General features: G+C 46.8%; 12 protein-coding genes. 11 read left to right on the forward strand and 1 reads right to left on the reverse strand.

The window, feature by feature from the left end; genetic code table 11:
* The first annotated feature begins 6 nt into the window (after positions 1-6).
* From nhaA to ABIE50_RS26810, 5 genes are all read left to right on the forward strand, one after another.
* Entirely contained in the window at positions 7-1,218 is a 1,212-nt protein-coding gene (nhaA, locus tag ABIE50_RS26790) for a Na+/H+ antiporter NhaA (protein WP_354028196.1), read from the forward strand.
* An 83-nt stretch (positions 1,219-1,301) separates the two neighbouring features.
* Complete coding sequence (locus ABIE50_RS26795) at positions 1,302-1,829, forward strand: hypothetical protein (protein ID WP_209865779.1); 528 nt, start codon at positions 1,302-1,304, stop codon at positions 1,827-1,829.
* A 100-nt stretch (positions 1,830-1,929) separates the two neighbouring features.
* Positions 1,930-3,447, forward strand: a complete 1,518-nt coding sequence (locus ABIE50_RS26800) for an NAD(P)H-hydrate dehydratase (RefSeq protein ID WP_209865782.1) — start codon at positions 1,930-1,932, stop codon at positions 3,445-3,447.
* A gap of 180 nt (positions 3,448-3,627) precedes the next feature.
* Positions 3,628-5,841: a sodium-translocating pyrophosphatase gene (locus ABIE50_RS26805; RefSeq protein ID WP_209865785.1), complete on the forward strand. Its 2,214-nt coding sequence runs from the start codon at positions 3,628-3,630 to the stop codon at positions 5,839-5,841.
* Positions 5,842-6,115: 274 nt separating this feature from the next.
* On the forward strand, positions 6,116-6,745 hold the full coding sequence (locus tag ABIE50_RS26810) for an NAD(P)-dependent oxidoreductase (RefSeq protein ID WP_209865788.1): 630 nt from the start codon (positions 6,116-6,118) through the stop codon (positions 6,743-6,745).
* A gap of 45 nt (positions 6,746-6,790) precedes the next feature.
* Here ABIE50_RS26810 and ABIE50_RS26815 read toward each other — a convergent pair whose 3' ends face one another.
* Positions 6,791-7,789, reverse strand: coding sequence for a helix-turn-helix transcriptional regulator (locus ABIE50_RS26815; RefSeq protein WP_209865791.1), 999 nt, complete (start codon positions 7,787-7,789; stop codon positions 6,791-6,793).
* A 109-nt stretch (positions 7,790-7,898) separates the two neighbouring features.
* On the opposite strand from ABIE50_RS26815, the gene ABIE50_RS26820 reads away from it, so the two are divergent.
* The 6 genes from ABIE50_RS26820 (at position 7,899) to ABIE50_RS26845 (ending at position 15,343) form a co-directional block, all read left to right on the forward strand.
* Positions 7,899-8,111, forward strand: coding sequence for a hypothetical protein (locus ABIE50_RS26820; RefSeq protein WP_142687642.1), 213 nt, complete (start codon positions 7,899-7,901; stop codon positions 8,109-8,111).
* Between the two features lie 182 nt (positions 8,112-8,293).
* Positions 8,294-10,675: a TonB-dependent receptor gene (locus ABIE50_RS26825; RefSeq protein WP_209865794.1), complete on the forward strand. Its 2,382-nt coding sequence runs from the start codon at positions 8,294-8,296 to the stop codon at positions 10,673-10,675.
* A gap of 21 nt (positions 10,676-10,696) precedes the next feature.
* Positions 10,697-11,560, forward strand: coding sequence for a DUF4249 domain-containing protein (locus tag ABIE50_RS26830; protein WP_209865796.1), 864 nt, complete (start codon positions 10,697-10,699; stop codon positions 11,558-11,560).
* Positions 11,561-11,677: 117 nt separating this feature from the next.
* Positions 11,678-12,541 carry a sterol desaturase family protein gene (locus tag ABIE50_RS26835; RefSeq protein WP_209865799.1) on the forward strand — a complete coding sequence of 288 codons (864 nt, stop codon included), beginning with the start codon at positions 11,678-11,680 and terminating at the stop codon, positions 12,539-12,541.
* Positions 12,542-12,663: 122 nt separating this feature from the next.
* Positions 12,664-13,053: a BlaI/MecI/CopY family transcriptional regulator gene (locus ABIE50_RS26840; protein ID WP_312847240.1), complete on the forward strand. Its 390-nt coding sequence runs from the start codon at positions 12,664-12,666 to the stop codon at positions 13,051-13,053.
* Positions 13,054-13,063: 10 nt separating this feature from the next.
* Positions 13,064-15,343, forward strand: a complete 2,280-nt coding sequence (locus ABIE50_RS26845) for a M56 family metallopeptidase (RefSeq protein WP_209865801.1) — start codon at positions 13,064-13,066, stop codon at positions 15,341-15,343.
* The last annotated feature ends 65 nt before the right edge of the window (positions 15,344-15,408 follow it).

Raw genomic sequence — 15,408 nt, forward strand, 5'->3', positions numbered from 1 at the left:
AATGCTGTGATCAAAAACTCTATTAACATCATCCGGAAAACACTGATATCCCCTATTCATACTTTCCTGAAAGATAGCCGTGCGGTAGGAATAGTACTCATTGTATGTACGATTGTATCAATGGTACTGGCCAATACCGGTGCACAGGAAGATTATATAGGGTTCTGGAATACATTATTTGATCCTGCAGGCGGCCATCATTATGAATACCGCTTTTTACACCTGCCTAACTCCTGGCTGCTGTGGATAAACGACGGCATGATGGTGCTGTTCTTTTTCCTGGTGGGCATGGAAATAAAAAGAGAGCTTACCGTGGGGGAACTATCCTCCCTGCGCAAATCCGTTTTACCCGTGCTGGCGGCTGTAGGCGGCATGTTATTCCCTGCACTGATCTTCACTATCTTCAACAAGAACACTCCTTATGCACATGGCTGGGGAATCCCGATGGCCACTGATATTGCTTTCTCACTGGGTATCTTATCTCTGCTGGGCAGAAGGGTGCCGGTAAGCCTTAAAATTTTCCTGATGGCCCTGGCTATTATCGACGACCTTGGCGCCATATTAACCATTGCCATCTTCTATACTCCACACCTCGATGTAAAATATTTACTGATTGGCGGCGGCGTATTACTGATCCCGTTGCTGCTGAATTTTTTAAAAGTACAACGGCTCATCCTTTACTATATCCCCGGTGTGGTGCTCTGGTATTGCCTCTTTAATTCAGGCGTACATGCCACTATTGCCGGTGTGCTGCTGGCGTTTTGTATTCCCCAGGAGCGTATCGCCGGACTGGTGCATAGTTTACATGACCCGGTGAATTTTATTATCATGCCTGTGTTTGCACTGGCCAATACTGCCATCCTTTTACCTGCAGATATTACAGGCGCACTGACAAATAACATCAGCTATGGCATTATTGCCGGACTGATACTGGGAAAGCCACTTGGTATTTTCGCGTTTTCCTTTGCCGCCGTAAAGCTTAAGCTGGCGGCACTGCCTTCAAAATCGGGCTGGCTGCAGCTTCTGAGCGTTGGCCTCATTGCCGGTATTGGCTTTACCATGTCTATTTTTATTTCTTCACTGGCCTACCAGGAAAGGGAATTACAGATCATAGCTATCATGTCTGTAATTGTTGCTTCTCTTACTGCGGGTATTGCCGGGTTTATTTTTCTGCGGCTGATCAAACCGGTTGGCATTGTTCTTGCAAAGCAACCCTGAAATTAATTTCGTCGTGTATATACTTTAGAGAATAAGCCAACGTTTCTCACGTATTTTTTAAGTTTCATTCAAACAACAGATCTATGAAAAAAGTCGTGTTACTTTTCAGCCTTATTGCTATCGTCGCAGTCCAGGCAAACGCGCAGAAGAAAAAAAGTTACCAGAGCAGCGATCCTTCCAATTACGAAACTGCATTGGGTGTTCGCCTGAATCCATGGGTGGTGGGCTTTACCATCAAACATTTTATCCAGGGGCCTCATGCCATTGAAGGATTGGTAACTACCAACCACTCTCATAAAACAAACGTTACTTTCACCGCGTTGTATGAATACAACTGGAATATTGGCGTACCTGAACTGAATATGTATGCAGGTGGTGGCGCACACGTAGGCTTCTACGACCGCCGCGATTACGATTGGGACCGTTATGTCGACAAAGGCAAGGGCACATATGTATCTCCGGGCCTGGACGGTATCATTGGTATCGAATACACTTTCAAGAAAATTCCTTTAAATATCAGTGCCGATCTGAAACCTTACGTACAGTTTGTTGGACCCACCAACTATCTTGGTGAGGAGATCGGCGGTGTGTCTGCCAGATATACTTTTTAATCCCCGGCGACCACTTCATTACAAACGGATCATGAGGCAAGCATGGTCCGTTTTTTTATGTTCCCTATTTTGAAGTATTTTTAGTGTTCAACCAACGGATATGAAAATCTTCTCCGCTGCACAGATCAGGGAGGCCGACGCCTTCACTATCGCTCATGAACCGGTTAGCAGTACCGGCCTCATGGAACGGGCCGCCGGCGCCTGTGCAGCCTGGCTGGAAGATCATTATTCTCCTGCTCATCCTGTTTATATTTTTTGCGGGAAAGGAAATAACGGGGGAGATGGATTAGTGATTGCCCGTTTAATGCTCGGGCATGGTTACGAGGTACACACCTGCATATTGCAGCACAGCAGCAAAGCCAGCCCTGATCATGAACATCAGCTCCATACATTGCAAGAACTTTATCCCACCGGAATTTATAGTATCGGTGATGTATCCGACTTCCCTGAATTACCTCCCCATGCCATCATAATAGACGCCATTTTTGGCACCGGTATGAGCCGGCCGGTAGACGGATGGATAGCGGGTATCATTCACCGCATAAATGAACAACGGCATAAGCATCCCATTATAGCCATAGACATGCCATCCGGCCTCATGGCCGATGAAAGCAGCGTACATAACCCCGTTATACAGGCGCATACTACGTTAAGCTTTGAATTTTATAAGCTGGCCTTCCTGTTACCGGAAAATGCCTCCTGCACGGGAGAAGTGCATATACTGCCTATAGGGCTGCATCCCGGTTATATAACGCAAACGCCGGTACGATATCTCCTGACCGACCGGGAAATAATACGCACTATTTACAAACCCCGTGAGCCTTTCGCCCACAAGGGCACTTATGGCCACGCATTGCTGATAGCCGGCAGCTATGGTAAAATGGGTGCCGCAGTATTGAGCGCACGCGCCTGTTTGCGTGCGGGAGTGGGCTTGCTTACCTGTCATGTGCCGCAGTGTGGCACCCAGATCATGCAGATCAGCGAGCCGGCTGCCATGTGCATCACCGACGAGGATCCGCATTACAGCACTCATTTCCACAAAGGAGTGAGCACTGCCGGCTACAAGGCCATAGGTATAGGCCCTGGTATAGACAGGCAACCGGGAACTGCCAGATCAATGGAAATGCTGATGGACGCCTGGCAAGGCCCTATGGTGATAGATGCTGACGCTCTTAACCTGCTTTCCGTATATCCATACCTGTTATACAAGGTGCCAAAAGGATCGATGCTCACGCCCCATCCGAAGGAATTTGAGCGGTTATTTGGTAAAACTGCCAACGATATAGCGCGGCTGGAATTATTATCAGCCAAAGCTGTGGAACTGCAACTGTACATTTTATTAAAAGGACGATACACTGCCATTGCCTGCCCCGACGGGGCGGTTTATTTTAACCATACCGGCAATCCTGGTATGGCCACCGGCGGCAGCGGGGATGTGCTTACCGGCATCCTGACCGGTTTGCTGGCACAGGGTTATACCCCGAAAGCCGCCATGCTGCTGGGGGTATGGCTGCATGGCTATGCCGGCGACCTGGCAGCAACGGAGCTGTCGCAGGAAGCCATGACGGCATCAGATATCATTACCTCACTGGGCAAAGCCTTCCGGGAAGGGATCTGAGCACTTTATTTTTTTTCGGCTGAAATACTTACTCATGGCTCATGTGTACAATAATTTTATTTACCGCGTACACAATTAATAATTTATGTTTTATATTCATTTGAATATTTTTTTTTGGAATCCTATTATTTTTTATTACTAAACGTTTTCGTCAACCACGTATTTATAAATTTCGCTTACATGAATATAGTTTACCTCGTTCCATGTTTTGGATTATTGGCTTTACTGTTTACGGCTGTTAAAAGCTCCTGGGTATCGCGCCAGGATGCAGGTAACGACAAGATGAAAGAGATAGCCCAGCATATTGCTGAAGGCGCTATGGCATTTCTGAAGGCTGAGTATAAAGTCCTTATTTACTTTGTGATTATTGCTGCCCTGTTGCTTGGATACATGGGCGCCACGCATGCCAACTCCCACTGGTCTATTGCACTGGCTTTTATTATCGGAGCGGTTTTTTCAGCCACTGCAGGCTTTATAGGCATGCGGATAGCTACCAAAGCCAATGTGCGTACCGCGCATGCAGCGCGTACCAGCCTGGCCAAAGCCCTGCAGGTATCATTTACCGGCGGTTCTGTAATGGGAATGGGCGTTGCCGGTTTGGCTGTTCTCGGACTGGGTTCCTTATTTATTATACTGAAATCATATTTCGGGGCGGAAGCCAATACTGCTGAAATGATCAAGACCATCGAGGTGCTCACTGGTTTTTCGTTAGGCGCGGAAAGTATTGCCCTGTTTGCCCGTGTGGGTGGCGGTATTTACACTAAAGCCGCCGATGTGGGCGCCGACCTGGTAGGTAAAGTGGAAGCCGGCATCCCGGAAGATGATCCGCGGAACCCGGCCACCATTGCAGATAACGTAGGTGATAACGTGGGCGACGTAGCCGGTATGGGCGCCGACCTGTTTGGCTCTTATGTAGCTACGGTACTGGCCACCATGGTACTGGGCTCTGAAACCGTGTCGCAGGATGCTTTCGGGGGTATTGCTCCTATCCTGCTGCCAATGATCATTGCAGGCGCCGGTATTATCTTCTCTATTATAGGTACCTTCTTTGTCCGCATCAGTGAAGACGCAGGTTTGAATACCGGCGTAGTGCAAAAAGCGCTGAACATGGGCAACTGGGGCTCTATCATATTAACCGCCGTTGTTTCCTACTTCCTGGTAAACTGGATCCTGCCGGAAAGCACTATGACCCTGCGTGGTCATGAATTTACCCGTGGACAGGTATTTGGCGCCATCATGGTAGGTTTGGCAGTAGGTACGCTGATCAGTATCATTACGGAGTATTATACTGCAATGGGTAAGCGCCCGGTAAAATCAATCATCCGCCAATCTGCTACCGGCGCCGCTACCAATATCATTGGCGGCTTGTCTGTAGGTATGGAATCCACTACCCTGCCTATCCTGGTGCTGGCAGCCGGTATTGCCGGTTCCTTTTCCCTGGCGGGGTTATATGGCGTAGCCATTGCGGCAGCTGGTATGATGGCCACTACGGCCATGCAGCTGGCTATCGACGCCTTTGGCCCTATTGCGGATAATGCCGGTGGTATTGCCGAAATGAGTGAACTGCCTAAGGAAGTAAGAGAGAAAACAGATATCCTCGATGCAGTAGGTAACACCACCGCCGCTACAGGTAAGGGTTTTGCCATTGCCTCTGCAGCATTAACCGCACTGGCGCTGTTTGCCGCCTTTGTAGGTGTAGCAGGGATCCAGGGTATTGATATCTATAAAGCGAATGTTCTTGCAGGTTTGTTTGTAGGTGGTATGATCCCCTTCATTTTCTCCTCCCTTGCTATTGCAGCAGTAGGCCGTGCAGCCATGGCTATGGTGGAGGAAGTACGCCGGCAGTTCCGTGAGATACCCGGCATTATGGAAGGTACCGGCAAACCGGAATACGATAAATGTGTGGCCATTTCCACCAAGGCATCTATCCGTGAAATGATGCTGCCTGGTGCTATTGCACTGATTTCCCCTTTACTGGTGGGCTTCCTGGCTGGTCCGGAAGTGTTAGGTGGTTTCCTGGCTGGTGCTACTGTCAGCGGCGTGCTGATGGGAATTTTCCAGAACAACGCCGGTGGCGCCTGGGATAACGCGAAAAAGTCTTTTGAAAAAGGCGTTGAAATCAACGGTGAAACCTACTACAAGAAATCTGAGCCACATAAAGCATCCGTAACCGGCGATACCGTTGGAGATCCGTTTAAAGATACCTCCGGCCCCAGCATGAACATCCTCATTAAACTGATGTCTATCGTGTCGCTGGTAATTGCGCCTACCCTGGCTGAAATGTTCCATACCAAACAACCGCCGGTGCCGCCTACTGTCAGAACAGAAACCGTGCAACCTGCTGCTAAAACAGTAACCAATAAGGCAACGGCCTACCTGGTGGAAAAGAAATAGTGCGGATTTATCTTTTCCAGGATTTTGATGATTAAAAAACTTAGGGGAGATGTAAGCGAGTGATGCTTATATCTCCCCTAAATTTTTTAATCCAATACGGATTTTATTTTTCGCGTTGGTAATTAAAATATCTTCCCTATCTTTGTACTGTAATTATTTTTATTACAGATCAAGAGATCTGTATTTTTTATCTTCATAACTGTAATATTTTTTATAACAATTAAACAATCAGCACGGGCAGACTGTATTATTATTCACTACAAAAATTAAAACCATGAAAGTTGCCATCATCGGAGCATCCGGATTTATAGGCTCAGCCATTTTAAATGAAGCACTGAGCCGGGGACATGAAGTCACCGCTATTGTTCGCCACCCTGAAAAGATAACGGTTACCAATCCGCACCTGACGGTTAAAAAGGGAGATGTTACCAACGAAGGGGAATTAACCCCGCTGCTGGCGGGCAATGAAGCAGTGATCAGCTCCTACAGCGCACACGATTCCGCTACCTATGTAAAGGCCATCAACGCTATTATTAATGCTACCAAAAAGGCCGGCATCAAAAGACTTATCGCGGTAAGCGGAGCCGGTAGCCTGGAAATAGCTCCTGGTGTGCAATTGCTGGATACCCCTGAATTCCCTGCAGAATGGAAAGGCGGTGCTTCCGCCACCCGCGATGCATTTCATGTGATCAAACAGTCTACCGACCTCGACTGGACCGTAATAAGTCCTGCTATGATGATTGAACCAGGGGAACGTACCGGTAAGTTCCGGTTGGGCAAAGACCAGGTAGTATTCAATGATAAAGGAGAGAGTAAAATTTCTTCTGCGGATTACGCAGTTGCCTTAGTGGATGAACTGGAACAACCAGCGCATATCAAACAACGCTTTACTTTGGCTTATTAACAAGATAAAAAAGAAGAGGAGCAACACAGGTTGCTCCTCTTCTTTTTAACCCCTTACTTTCCCGGGGCTTACTCCGAATTTCTTACGGAAAGCAGTACAGAAATGCTGTGGAGAGGAATATCCCGCCTGCTCTGCAATAAGCGACATAGGCAAATCCCCGTCAACAATCAGTTTCCTGGCCAGTTCCAGGCGATGATCATTTAAATAACCAAACACTGTAGTATCAAAAATGGCCTTAAAGCCCGATTTCAGTTTAAATTCATTCAATCCTGCTTTACGCGACAATTCCTCCAGGCTCAACGGCCGCTGTATATGCTGCAGCACCAGGTCCCTGGCGTAATGCAGCTTTTCCACATCCTGCGGTGTGATCTTATTTCGCAAGGGCGTACCGGTTGCCTGCACCGTTTCTATCTGTTCACATTGCAGCGCCAGCAATTCTATGGCCTTCGATTGTAAAAACAGTTTCTTCAACCCTCCCTGGAATTTGCACTGGCGTACCTCTTCCATCACCATCCGCATACGCGGGGTGATCCGGGGATTATATTTCTCTGTCAGCGTAACGGATTTGTTACCTGCCACATTATTGGCCAGTCCGTCCAGCACCCTCCCGTTATTCTCCGCCAGCTCCAGGAACCTGGAAGTGGTAAAGCTCATACCGAAAAAAAGAATGTCGCGCTGCTTCTTTACCGCCACATTCTCCGATTGCGCAGGACTAAACATAAGATTATGTTCCTGTGTGGAAAACCTGAACTTGTCTGAAATGCCCCCCAGCGACGTGGTAATATCTCCCTGCTCCATGAACAGCATCATTACACGGGGCTCCAGGTATTCCGCAAAAACATGGATATTCTCGTACACTTCCGCCTTACAACAGGCAATACTGGTGCCTTCGAAATTATATTCGTGCACCGTTGCGGAGCCAAAATCCTTGTGCAGTTCCTGGGTTTCTTCAATCATTCCCCTGGAACGGATCTTATGGTAATCAGAAGGAAATTCCTCCGAAAGCAATACCTGGTTGGCATCATCAGTAATAACTACGCCCATAAAAAAATCCGTTTCGTGTAATTGATAATCCGTCTCGTGTAACAGTTATATGGGATAACAGCAGCAAATTTGCATAAAAATATTCCGAATACTCAAAAAATTATCATCTATGTTGGGAATATTCCGTACCAATATTACAACTGTTCAGGATAGAAACAATGTCATCAGCGCCATTTCAGCACAATTTACCGTAAATGCCTGTAGCGTGGACCTGGAAGACTGTGACAAAGTATTACGTATTGTAAGCCCTCAATCATTAGCAGAACAAACTATTATAGATTTTGTAACCCGGCTCGGGTTTAACTGTGCCATCCTGGACTAAGAGGGCTCCGTATTTATTAAGAAGGAAGGCATTCAGCCTTCCTTTTTTTCGTTTAAGCATGTTATAACACGTTATGATGCAAAAAAATAATTTATCCCCGTAGGGGTAATATATTTTTGCGGCGTCTTATATGCATGCTACAAAAACGCAATAGACATTCTATAAAACTGTACCCGACTTTTATGAAAACTAAGGCAACCATGTTGCTGTCACTGCTCCTTATGATCCTGGCAGGACAATCAACAAACGCACAGCAGCAACGATATACCGTAAGCGGCTATGTAAAAGACAAAAAGAACGGAGAAAGCCTGGTAGGCATCTCCATTGGCAAAAGCGGCACCAGCCTGGGTACTGTAAGTAACCAGTATGGGTTTTATTCCCTTACGCTTCCGGCCGGAGAACATGAACTGCAGTTCTCCTATATGGGCTACGGTACCTATAAAACCACCGTTGACCTGAAAAAGAATATCACCCTGGATGTTAGCATGGAAGCTACCAGCAGCCAGCTGAACACCGTTACGGTGAATGGTCAGAAACAGGAAAGAACCGTTAATACCCTGAATACCAGTATCAATAAGCTGGATATACAACAAATGAAAAAGATGCCCACCTTCATGGGTGAGGTAGACGTGCTCCGCGCGATCCAGACCCTCCCGGGGGTTAATACCGTGGGTGAAGGCGCTTCGGGGTTCAACGTACGCGGAGGTAACAGCGATGAAAATCTTATCCTGCTGGATGAAGCTCCTGTATACAACTCTACTCACATGCTCGGTTTCTTCTCTGTTTTCAATCCTGATGCCGTTAAAAGCCTGAACCTGATCAAAGGCGGGTTCCCGGCCGAATACGGCGGCAGAACCTCTTCTGTACTGGATATCCGCATGAAAGACGGTAATAACCAGGACTTCAACGTAAACGGCGGCATTGGTAACATCTTCAGCCGCCTGTCTGTAGAAGGCCCGCTTGTAAAAGATAAATCCTCCTTTATAGTGGCTGCCAGAAGATCTTATATAGACCTGCTGATGAAACCTTTTGTTAAGGGAGATATGAAAGATACCAAGCTCAATTTCTACGACATCACCGCCAAAGCCAATTACAAATTCAATCAAAACAACTCCATATTTGTCAGCGGATACTTCGGCAGGGATGTTTTCGGTTTTGGGAAAGATATAAACATGAACTGGGGCAACAGCACCGCCACTGTAAGATGGAACCACGTTTTCACGAACCGCCTGTTCCTGAACCTCACTACTTATTATAGTAAGTACGACTACAGCCTGAAGTTCAGCAACGATTCCAAAAGAGGCGCCAATGAAGATGCACAGGGGTACGACTGGACCTCCAACATCATCAACTACGGGCTGAAACCATCTTTTACCTATTACATCAATTCCACCAATACCCTGCACTTCGGCGTACAAGGCATCTATTATACCTTTAAGCCCGGTACAGGTACCAGCACAGAAGGCGACCTTAAGCATGTAAAAGAACTGCCGGACCAGCATGCCCTGGAATCAGCCGTATATCTGGATCATGAATGGAAACCCACAAAGAAATTTGGTATCCAGTACGGTGGCCGCTTCTCCGCTTACCAGTTTATAGGAAAAGGAACTGCCTATTACTTCAACGATACCACACCGGGTATCCGCAAAACATTGATCGGCACTAAAGAATACGGCGCCAACGATCTCATCAAAGGCTATTACTACTTCGAGCCCAGGCTGAGCGCACGCTACGCATTTACAGATCAGCATGCTGTAAAGGTGGCCTATAGCAGAACCACGCAGTTCATGCACCAGCTCTCCAATACGGCATCCCCTACTCCGCTGGATATCTGGACGCCCAGCACCAACAATATCAAACCGATGGTGTCTGACCAGTATACCGCAGGTTACTTCTACAATGCGCCGAACGACGCTTATGAACTGTCGGCTGAAGTATTTTATAAGACAACAGACAACCAGCTGGATTACATCGATAACGCCAACCTGCAGCTGAATCCTTTGATCGAAGCAGATCTCCTGCCATCACAGGGACGCGCATACGGACTGGAACTATACGCGAAAAAAGATATCGGTAAAACTACAGGCTGGATAAGCTATACTTTATCCCGCACCGAAAGAAAAACCACCGGCATCAGTATGGATGAATGGTTCCTGAACCGCTACGACCGTACACACAACCTGAACCTGGTATTAACGCATACCTTTACAAAACGCACTTCCTTGTCGGCCAACTGGGTATTTGCCTCCGGTACGCCCGGCACCTTCGCTGATAACAGACTGGAGTTCCAGGATTGGGATATTCCTTATAACAGTACCGAAAAACGCAACAACTACCGCCTGCCGGCTTACCACAGGCTGGACCTGTCTGTGACGCTGAAAGGCAAACAGCTGAAACGCTGGAAAGGTGAATGGGTATTCTCCCTGTATAATGTATATGCCCGCAGAAATGCCTACACCATCTACTTTAAACAAAATGAAGACGACCCAACCAAGCGGGAAGCGGTACGTTTGTCTATCATAGGTTCCATTATTCCCGGTATCACATATAACTTCAAGTTTTAATTGTCCAAATTTCAAGACCAGATGAAAAAGTCATTATTCCTCATATTGTTTGCTGTTGCTGCAGGTTTTACCGCCTGCGAAGACAAGATTGACCTGAACATTGCGAAGGGAATATCCTATCCGGTACTGGATGCATGGATTACCAATGAAACAGGTGTACAAACCATCAGGTTTACCATGTCGGTACCTTATACGGATAACAGCCCCGCTCCCATCATCGATGATGCGAAGATCACATTGTTTGACCTGACCAGCGGCGAATCGTATCCCTTCTTGTTCAAAGACAATAAATACACCTACGATGCTTCCGCCAAAGCCATTGGTGTTATAGGCCATGGGTATAAACTGCATGTAGAACTGAAAGGTGAAATATTTGAAGCATTCGACAGTATCAAAAGGGTAACAAAAATAGATTCCATCTCCTATGAATTCAAAACAAAAGAGGAATCTATCAGCGGTAAAGAAGGCTACTATGCGAAGTTTCACGCCAAAGACCTGGCCGGTGCAACCGACTATTACTGGATCCGCTCTTACCGTAATGATACGCTCAGGCGCCTGGAAGATAACTTCTCCATTGATGGTTCTTACGACGAAGGCGTGTCTGATGGCAATACCTTTATTTTACCGATAAGGGAGGGCATCACGGATTACGATAAACCTTTCCAGGCAAATGAAAAGGCCATTGTAAGGATGCTTTCCCTTACCCACCCGAGTTACGACTTCCTGACACAGGTAAATAACCAGGTAAACTCCGGCGGATTATTTGCCAAAGTACTGGAAAATGTAAAAAGCAATGTTCATAACACCACTCCCTCGGGTAAAACAAGGATCCTGGGATGGTTTGGTACATCTGCTGTAAGTCGCGCTGAAAGAACGTTTAAATAGTAGCTGTTTTTTAATCTGAAAATGCCGCGGGAAAAGTTTCCCGTGGCATTTTTGCTTTAATTTCCCATGGGAAGCCCCGCAAAAATCGTTAACTTCCGTAACAGAAAGTTACCACGTATGCCTCCCGAACTGATCACATATGCCATCCCCGGATTTGTGCTGCTGATATTGCTGGAAATCATTTTTACGGCGATCGATAAAAAGAATATGTATGAGCCTAAAGATGCTCTCAGCAGCATCGCCATGGGACTTGGCAACGTATTTATCGGGATCTTCACCAAAGCTGTTATTTTTGGCATCTATCTTTTCCTCTACAGGTTCCGGCTGTTTACATTAGGTTTTACCTGGTGGGCATGGGTACTTTGTTTTTTTGCAGATGATTTCAGTTACTACTGGTTTCACCGCTGCAGTCATGGAATCCGTTTTTTCTGGGCCTCTCACGTAATTCATCACTCATCTGAAAAATACAATCTTGCTACCGCCCTTCGCCAAACATGGACGGGTAATTTAACAGGCACCTTTACCTTCTGGCTCTGGATGCCGCTTGTAGGCTTCCACCCGGTAATGGTGATGAGCATGCAGGCTATCAGCCTGATCTACCAGTTCTGGATCCATACAGAGGTGATCCATAAATTGCCGGCGCCCATAGAGCATATATTCAATACGCCTTCTCATCACCGTGTACATCATGGCTCCGATATTGATTACCTGGATCGTAATCATGCGGGTATCCTTATTATCTGGGATCGCATGTTTGGCACATTCACGCCGGAGAAACAACGGCCTGTTTATGGTCTTACCCAAAATATACACACCTATAATCCATTCCGTATTGCTACGCACGAATGGCTGAATATCTGGCGGGATGTGACGCATGCCCGTTCGCCCCGTGAAGCCATGCATTATATTTTTGATGCCCCCGGCTGGAGTGCTGACGGCAGCCGGAAAACCACCCGGCAGTTGCGGAGGAGGCAGGTTTAAGTATTGTTCCAGGATAAATCCGCGAAAAAAAATGTGCAAATATTTTGCAATTACGAAAACTATCGTACATTTGTTTACGAAGACATTCGTACAACAGTAATCATCATTACAAACTCATTGCTTTGAAACAGATCCGGCCTACAGAAAGTGAATTGGAAATTTTGGGTATACTCTGGGAAAGAGGCCCCAGCACCGTTCGTGAGATACATGATATCCTGTCTCAAACGAAAGATGCCGGTTATACCACTACCCTTAAGCTGATGCAGATCATGCATGAAAAAGAACTGGTAGCGCGCGATACCAGCAGCAAAACTCATGTATATACAGCCGCCATTTCACAGCAGAAAACACAACAGCAATTACTTGACAAAATGATAGATACCGTTTTTGGCGGTTCCGCTTCCCAACTGGTAATGCAGGCCCTGGGCCATCATCAGTCGTCGGAAGAAGAGCTCCAAAAGATCCGGCAATATCTCACTGCAATAGAAAAACAACAAAAGGACAACAGGTAAATCTAGTACTATGAATGTATTACCTATTACGGGCGATTTTGTACGCGCCCTGGGTTGGACCATCCTTCATTCCATGTGGCAGGCATTCTTTATTTACGCCTGCTTGCGGATAGTATTAAAGCTCTGGCCACAGGCGGGCGCCCGGATAAAGTATAACCTGTCGCTGCTGTCGCTCTCGGGCATCTTTACCTGGTTCCTTGCTACACTGTACATACATGTACAACGGCTGCAGGAGGCAAGAGAAGCCATACAACATCTCAGTGGTACCATCACCATGCAGGAACCGGTGCATATTGCAGCCGTGTATCCCAACCAGGACCCGCTGATATGGCTGTTTCCCAACCTGGAGCTTTGTTTTCCTTTCCTGGTAACATTATATATTGCAGGCATGACGGGCATGATCATTAAGTTATTGTCCGACCTGTTTCAACTCCGTAAGATCCGTACCACCCGGATAGAGCCTATGGGAGAGGCGTGGGACAAACACCTGGATAAACTGGCTGCAAGGCTGCAGATCCCCCGCAAGGTGAAGCTCCTCATCTCCAGGCATGTACAGGTACCTGTGATGCTGGGATTTATAAAACCACTCATCCTCCTGCCCGTAGCTATGGTGAACAATCTTACAGAAGCCCAGCTGGAAGCCGTGCTGCTGCACGAACTTGCCCATATCAAACGCAATGATTACCTGTTGAATATCTTCCAATCAATTGTCGAAACCATTCTTTTCTTCAATCCTTTTGTATGGCTGATTTCCAAGATCATCCGTATGGAAAGGGAACATTGTTGCGACGACCTGGTCATAGCCAGTACCGTTCAACCACTGCAATATGCACATGCACTGGTAGCGTTGGAAGAATACCGTCTTACCGCTAACCGGCTCACCATGGCTGCTGCAGACAATAAACAACATCTGTTTAATCGCATTAAACGCATCATGGAAATGAAAACTAAACATCTTAACTATAGCCAGAAATTTTTAGCCGTACTGATCATTGCCACCGGGCTGATATCCATTGCATGGCTAAACCCTGCCAAAGGAAAAAACAATAATGAACAGCAGAAACCGGCTAAGGTAAAAACCGCTGCAACAACCGGTACCTCACAGGAAAAAGTACCCGTGGCTGAACCGGATGAAACTACCCGTAAATTCCGGCAACAACTGGCTGCAGCTATCCGTGACACTGTGCTCCCGGCACCACCACCAGCACCCGTTCCGGCTGAGGCTCCGGCAAATACACCCGAACCAGCAGGCGCACCATCACCATCACCGTCTCCTGCTCCTGCACCACTGGCGCCGCTTACACCATTAAAAGAGGACCTGTCAATGGATCTTTCTGATATCCAGGTATCCGGCCAGGGCAATGTTTCCACCAATGTAAATACCAGGGTAAACGTAAATAAGAATACCAAACACACGGTAAATACCAACCATTCGCAGGTATTCAACTTCGATTACCAGTTTAATAAAGATGAAGTACGCCAGCAGATCCGCGATGCGCAGAAAAGCATACAGGAGGCCATGAAGCAGCTGAATGATGTGAATATGAAAAAAGTACAGGCAGACATAGCCGAGGCCACTAAAAATATTAAATGGGAAGAAGTATCCGCCGAAGCCCGCAAAGCACAGGAAGAGAGCTTGAATGCCCTGAAAAATATAGACTGGAGTAAGCTCAATGATGCTCAGAAAGAAGCCACTGAAGCGTTGAAAAAGATTGATTTTACTACGCTCAATAAAAACCTGCAAATGGCCTATGCCAACATGAACACAAAAGCCTTCTACGATAAAGTAAGCAAGGAAACAAAAGAAAGCCTCAAACACGCCGCCACTTCCCTGGAGGAGGCCCGTAAAAACAGGGAGGAAGCACTTGCCAATGCTGCCAGGATACGGGAAAATATAGCCAGGGACAGGGAAAATGCCAAAAGAGTTGCCGAAGGAGAACGGAGAGCAAAAGAAGGAGCTGAAAGGGCCAGAATTGCAGAAAAAATGACCCAGGAAGGTGCCAGAAGAGCAGAGGAAGGAGCTAAAAGAGCGGAAGAAGGCGCCAGGAGAGCAAAAGAAGCTGAGGAAAGAGTCCGGACAACCCAGGCCTTTTATAAGGAAATGATCTCCCAAATGGAGGCAGATAAACTCCTCGATACCCAAAAAGGCTATAAGTTGGAAAAAAATGAAAATGGCCTGTTTATCAACGGTGTTAAGCAACCCGACAATGTAGTAGATAAATATCAGAAATACCTGAAGGGAAAACAGATTACCCTGCAAAGCTCCAGCAATTTCCAGGTACAAAACTAATTTACTGCCATTCTATTGCAGATTGCATCCGTACCATTACCGTTCATACGGTAATGGTATTTTTT

The sequence above is a fragment of the Chitinophaga sp. OAE865 genome, from assembly GCF_040546735.1.
Classification (GTDB): Bacteria; Bacteroidota; Bacteroidia; order Chitinophagales; family Chitinophagaceae; genus Chitinophaga; species Chitinophaga polysaccharea_A.

What these genes read in the sequence shown, in the direction of transcription:
- ABIE50_RS26820 (WP_142687642.1), top strand. Translation starts at nt 7,899, where the DNA reads ATGTTGGGAATATTCCGTACCAATATTACAACTGTTCAGGATAGAAAC.
- ABIE50_RS26805 (WP_209865785.1), top strand. Translation starts at nt 3,628, where the DNA reads ATGAATATAGTTTACCTCGTTCCATGTTTTGGATTATTGGCTTTACTG.
- ABIE50_RS26845 (WP_209865801.1), top strand. Translation starts at nt 13,064, where the DNA reads ATGAATGTATTACCTATTACGGGCGATTTTGTACGCGCCCTGGGTTGG.
- ABIE50_RS26800 (WP_209865782.1), top strand. Translation starts at nt 1,930, where the DNA reads ATGAAAATCTTCTCCGCTGCACAGATCAGGGAGGCCGACGCCTTCACT.
- ABIE50_RS26830 (WP_209865796.1), top strand. Translation starts at nt 10,697, where the DNA reads ATGAAAAAGTCATTATTCCTCATATTGTTTGCTGTTGCTGCAGGTTTT.
- ABIE50_RS26825 (WP_209865794.1), top strand. Translation starts at nt 8,294, where the DNA reads ATGAAAACTAAGGCAACCATGTTGCTGTCACTGCTCCTTATGATCCTG.
- ABIE50_RS26815 (WP_209865791.1), bottom strand. Translation starts at nt 7,789, where the DNA reads ATGGGCGTAGTTATTACTGATGATGCCAACCAGGTATTGCTTTCGGAG.
- ABIE50_RS26810 (WP_209865788.1), top strand. Translation starts at nt 6,116, where the DNA reads ATGAAAGTTGCCATCATCGGAGCATCCGGATTTATAGGCTCAGCCATT.
- ABIE50_RS26795 (WP_209865779.1), top strand. Translation starts at nt 1,302, where the DNA reads ATGAAAAAAGTCGTGTTACTTTTCAGCCTTATTGCTATCGTCGCAGTC.
- ABIE50_RS26835 (WP_209865799.1), top strand. Translation starts at nt 11,678, where the DNA reads ATGCCTCCCGAACTGATCACATATGCCATCCCCGGATTTGTGCTGCTG.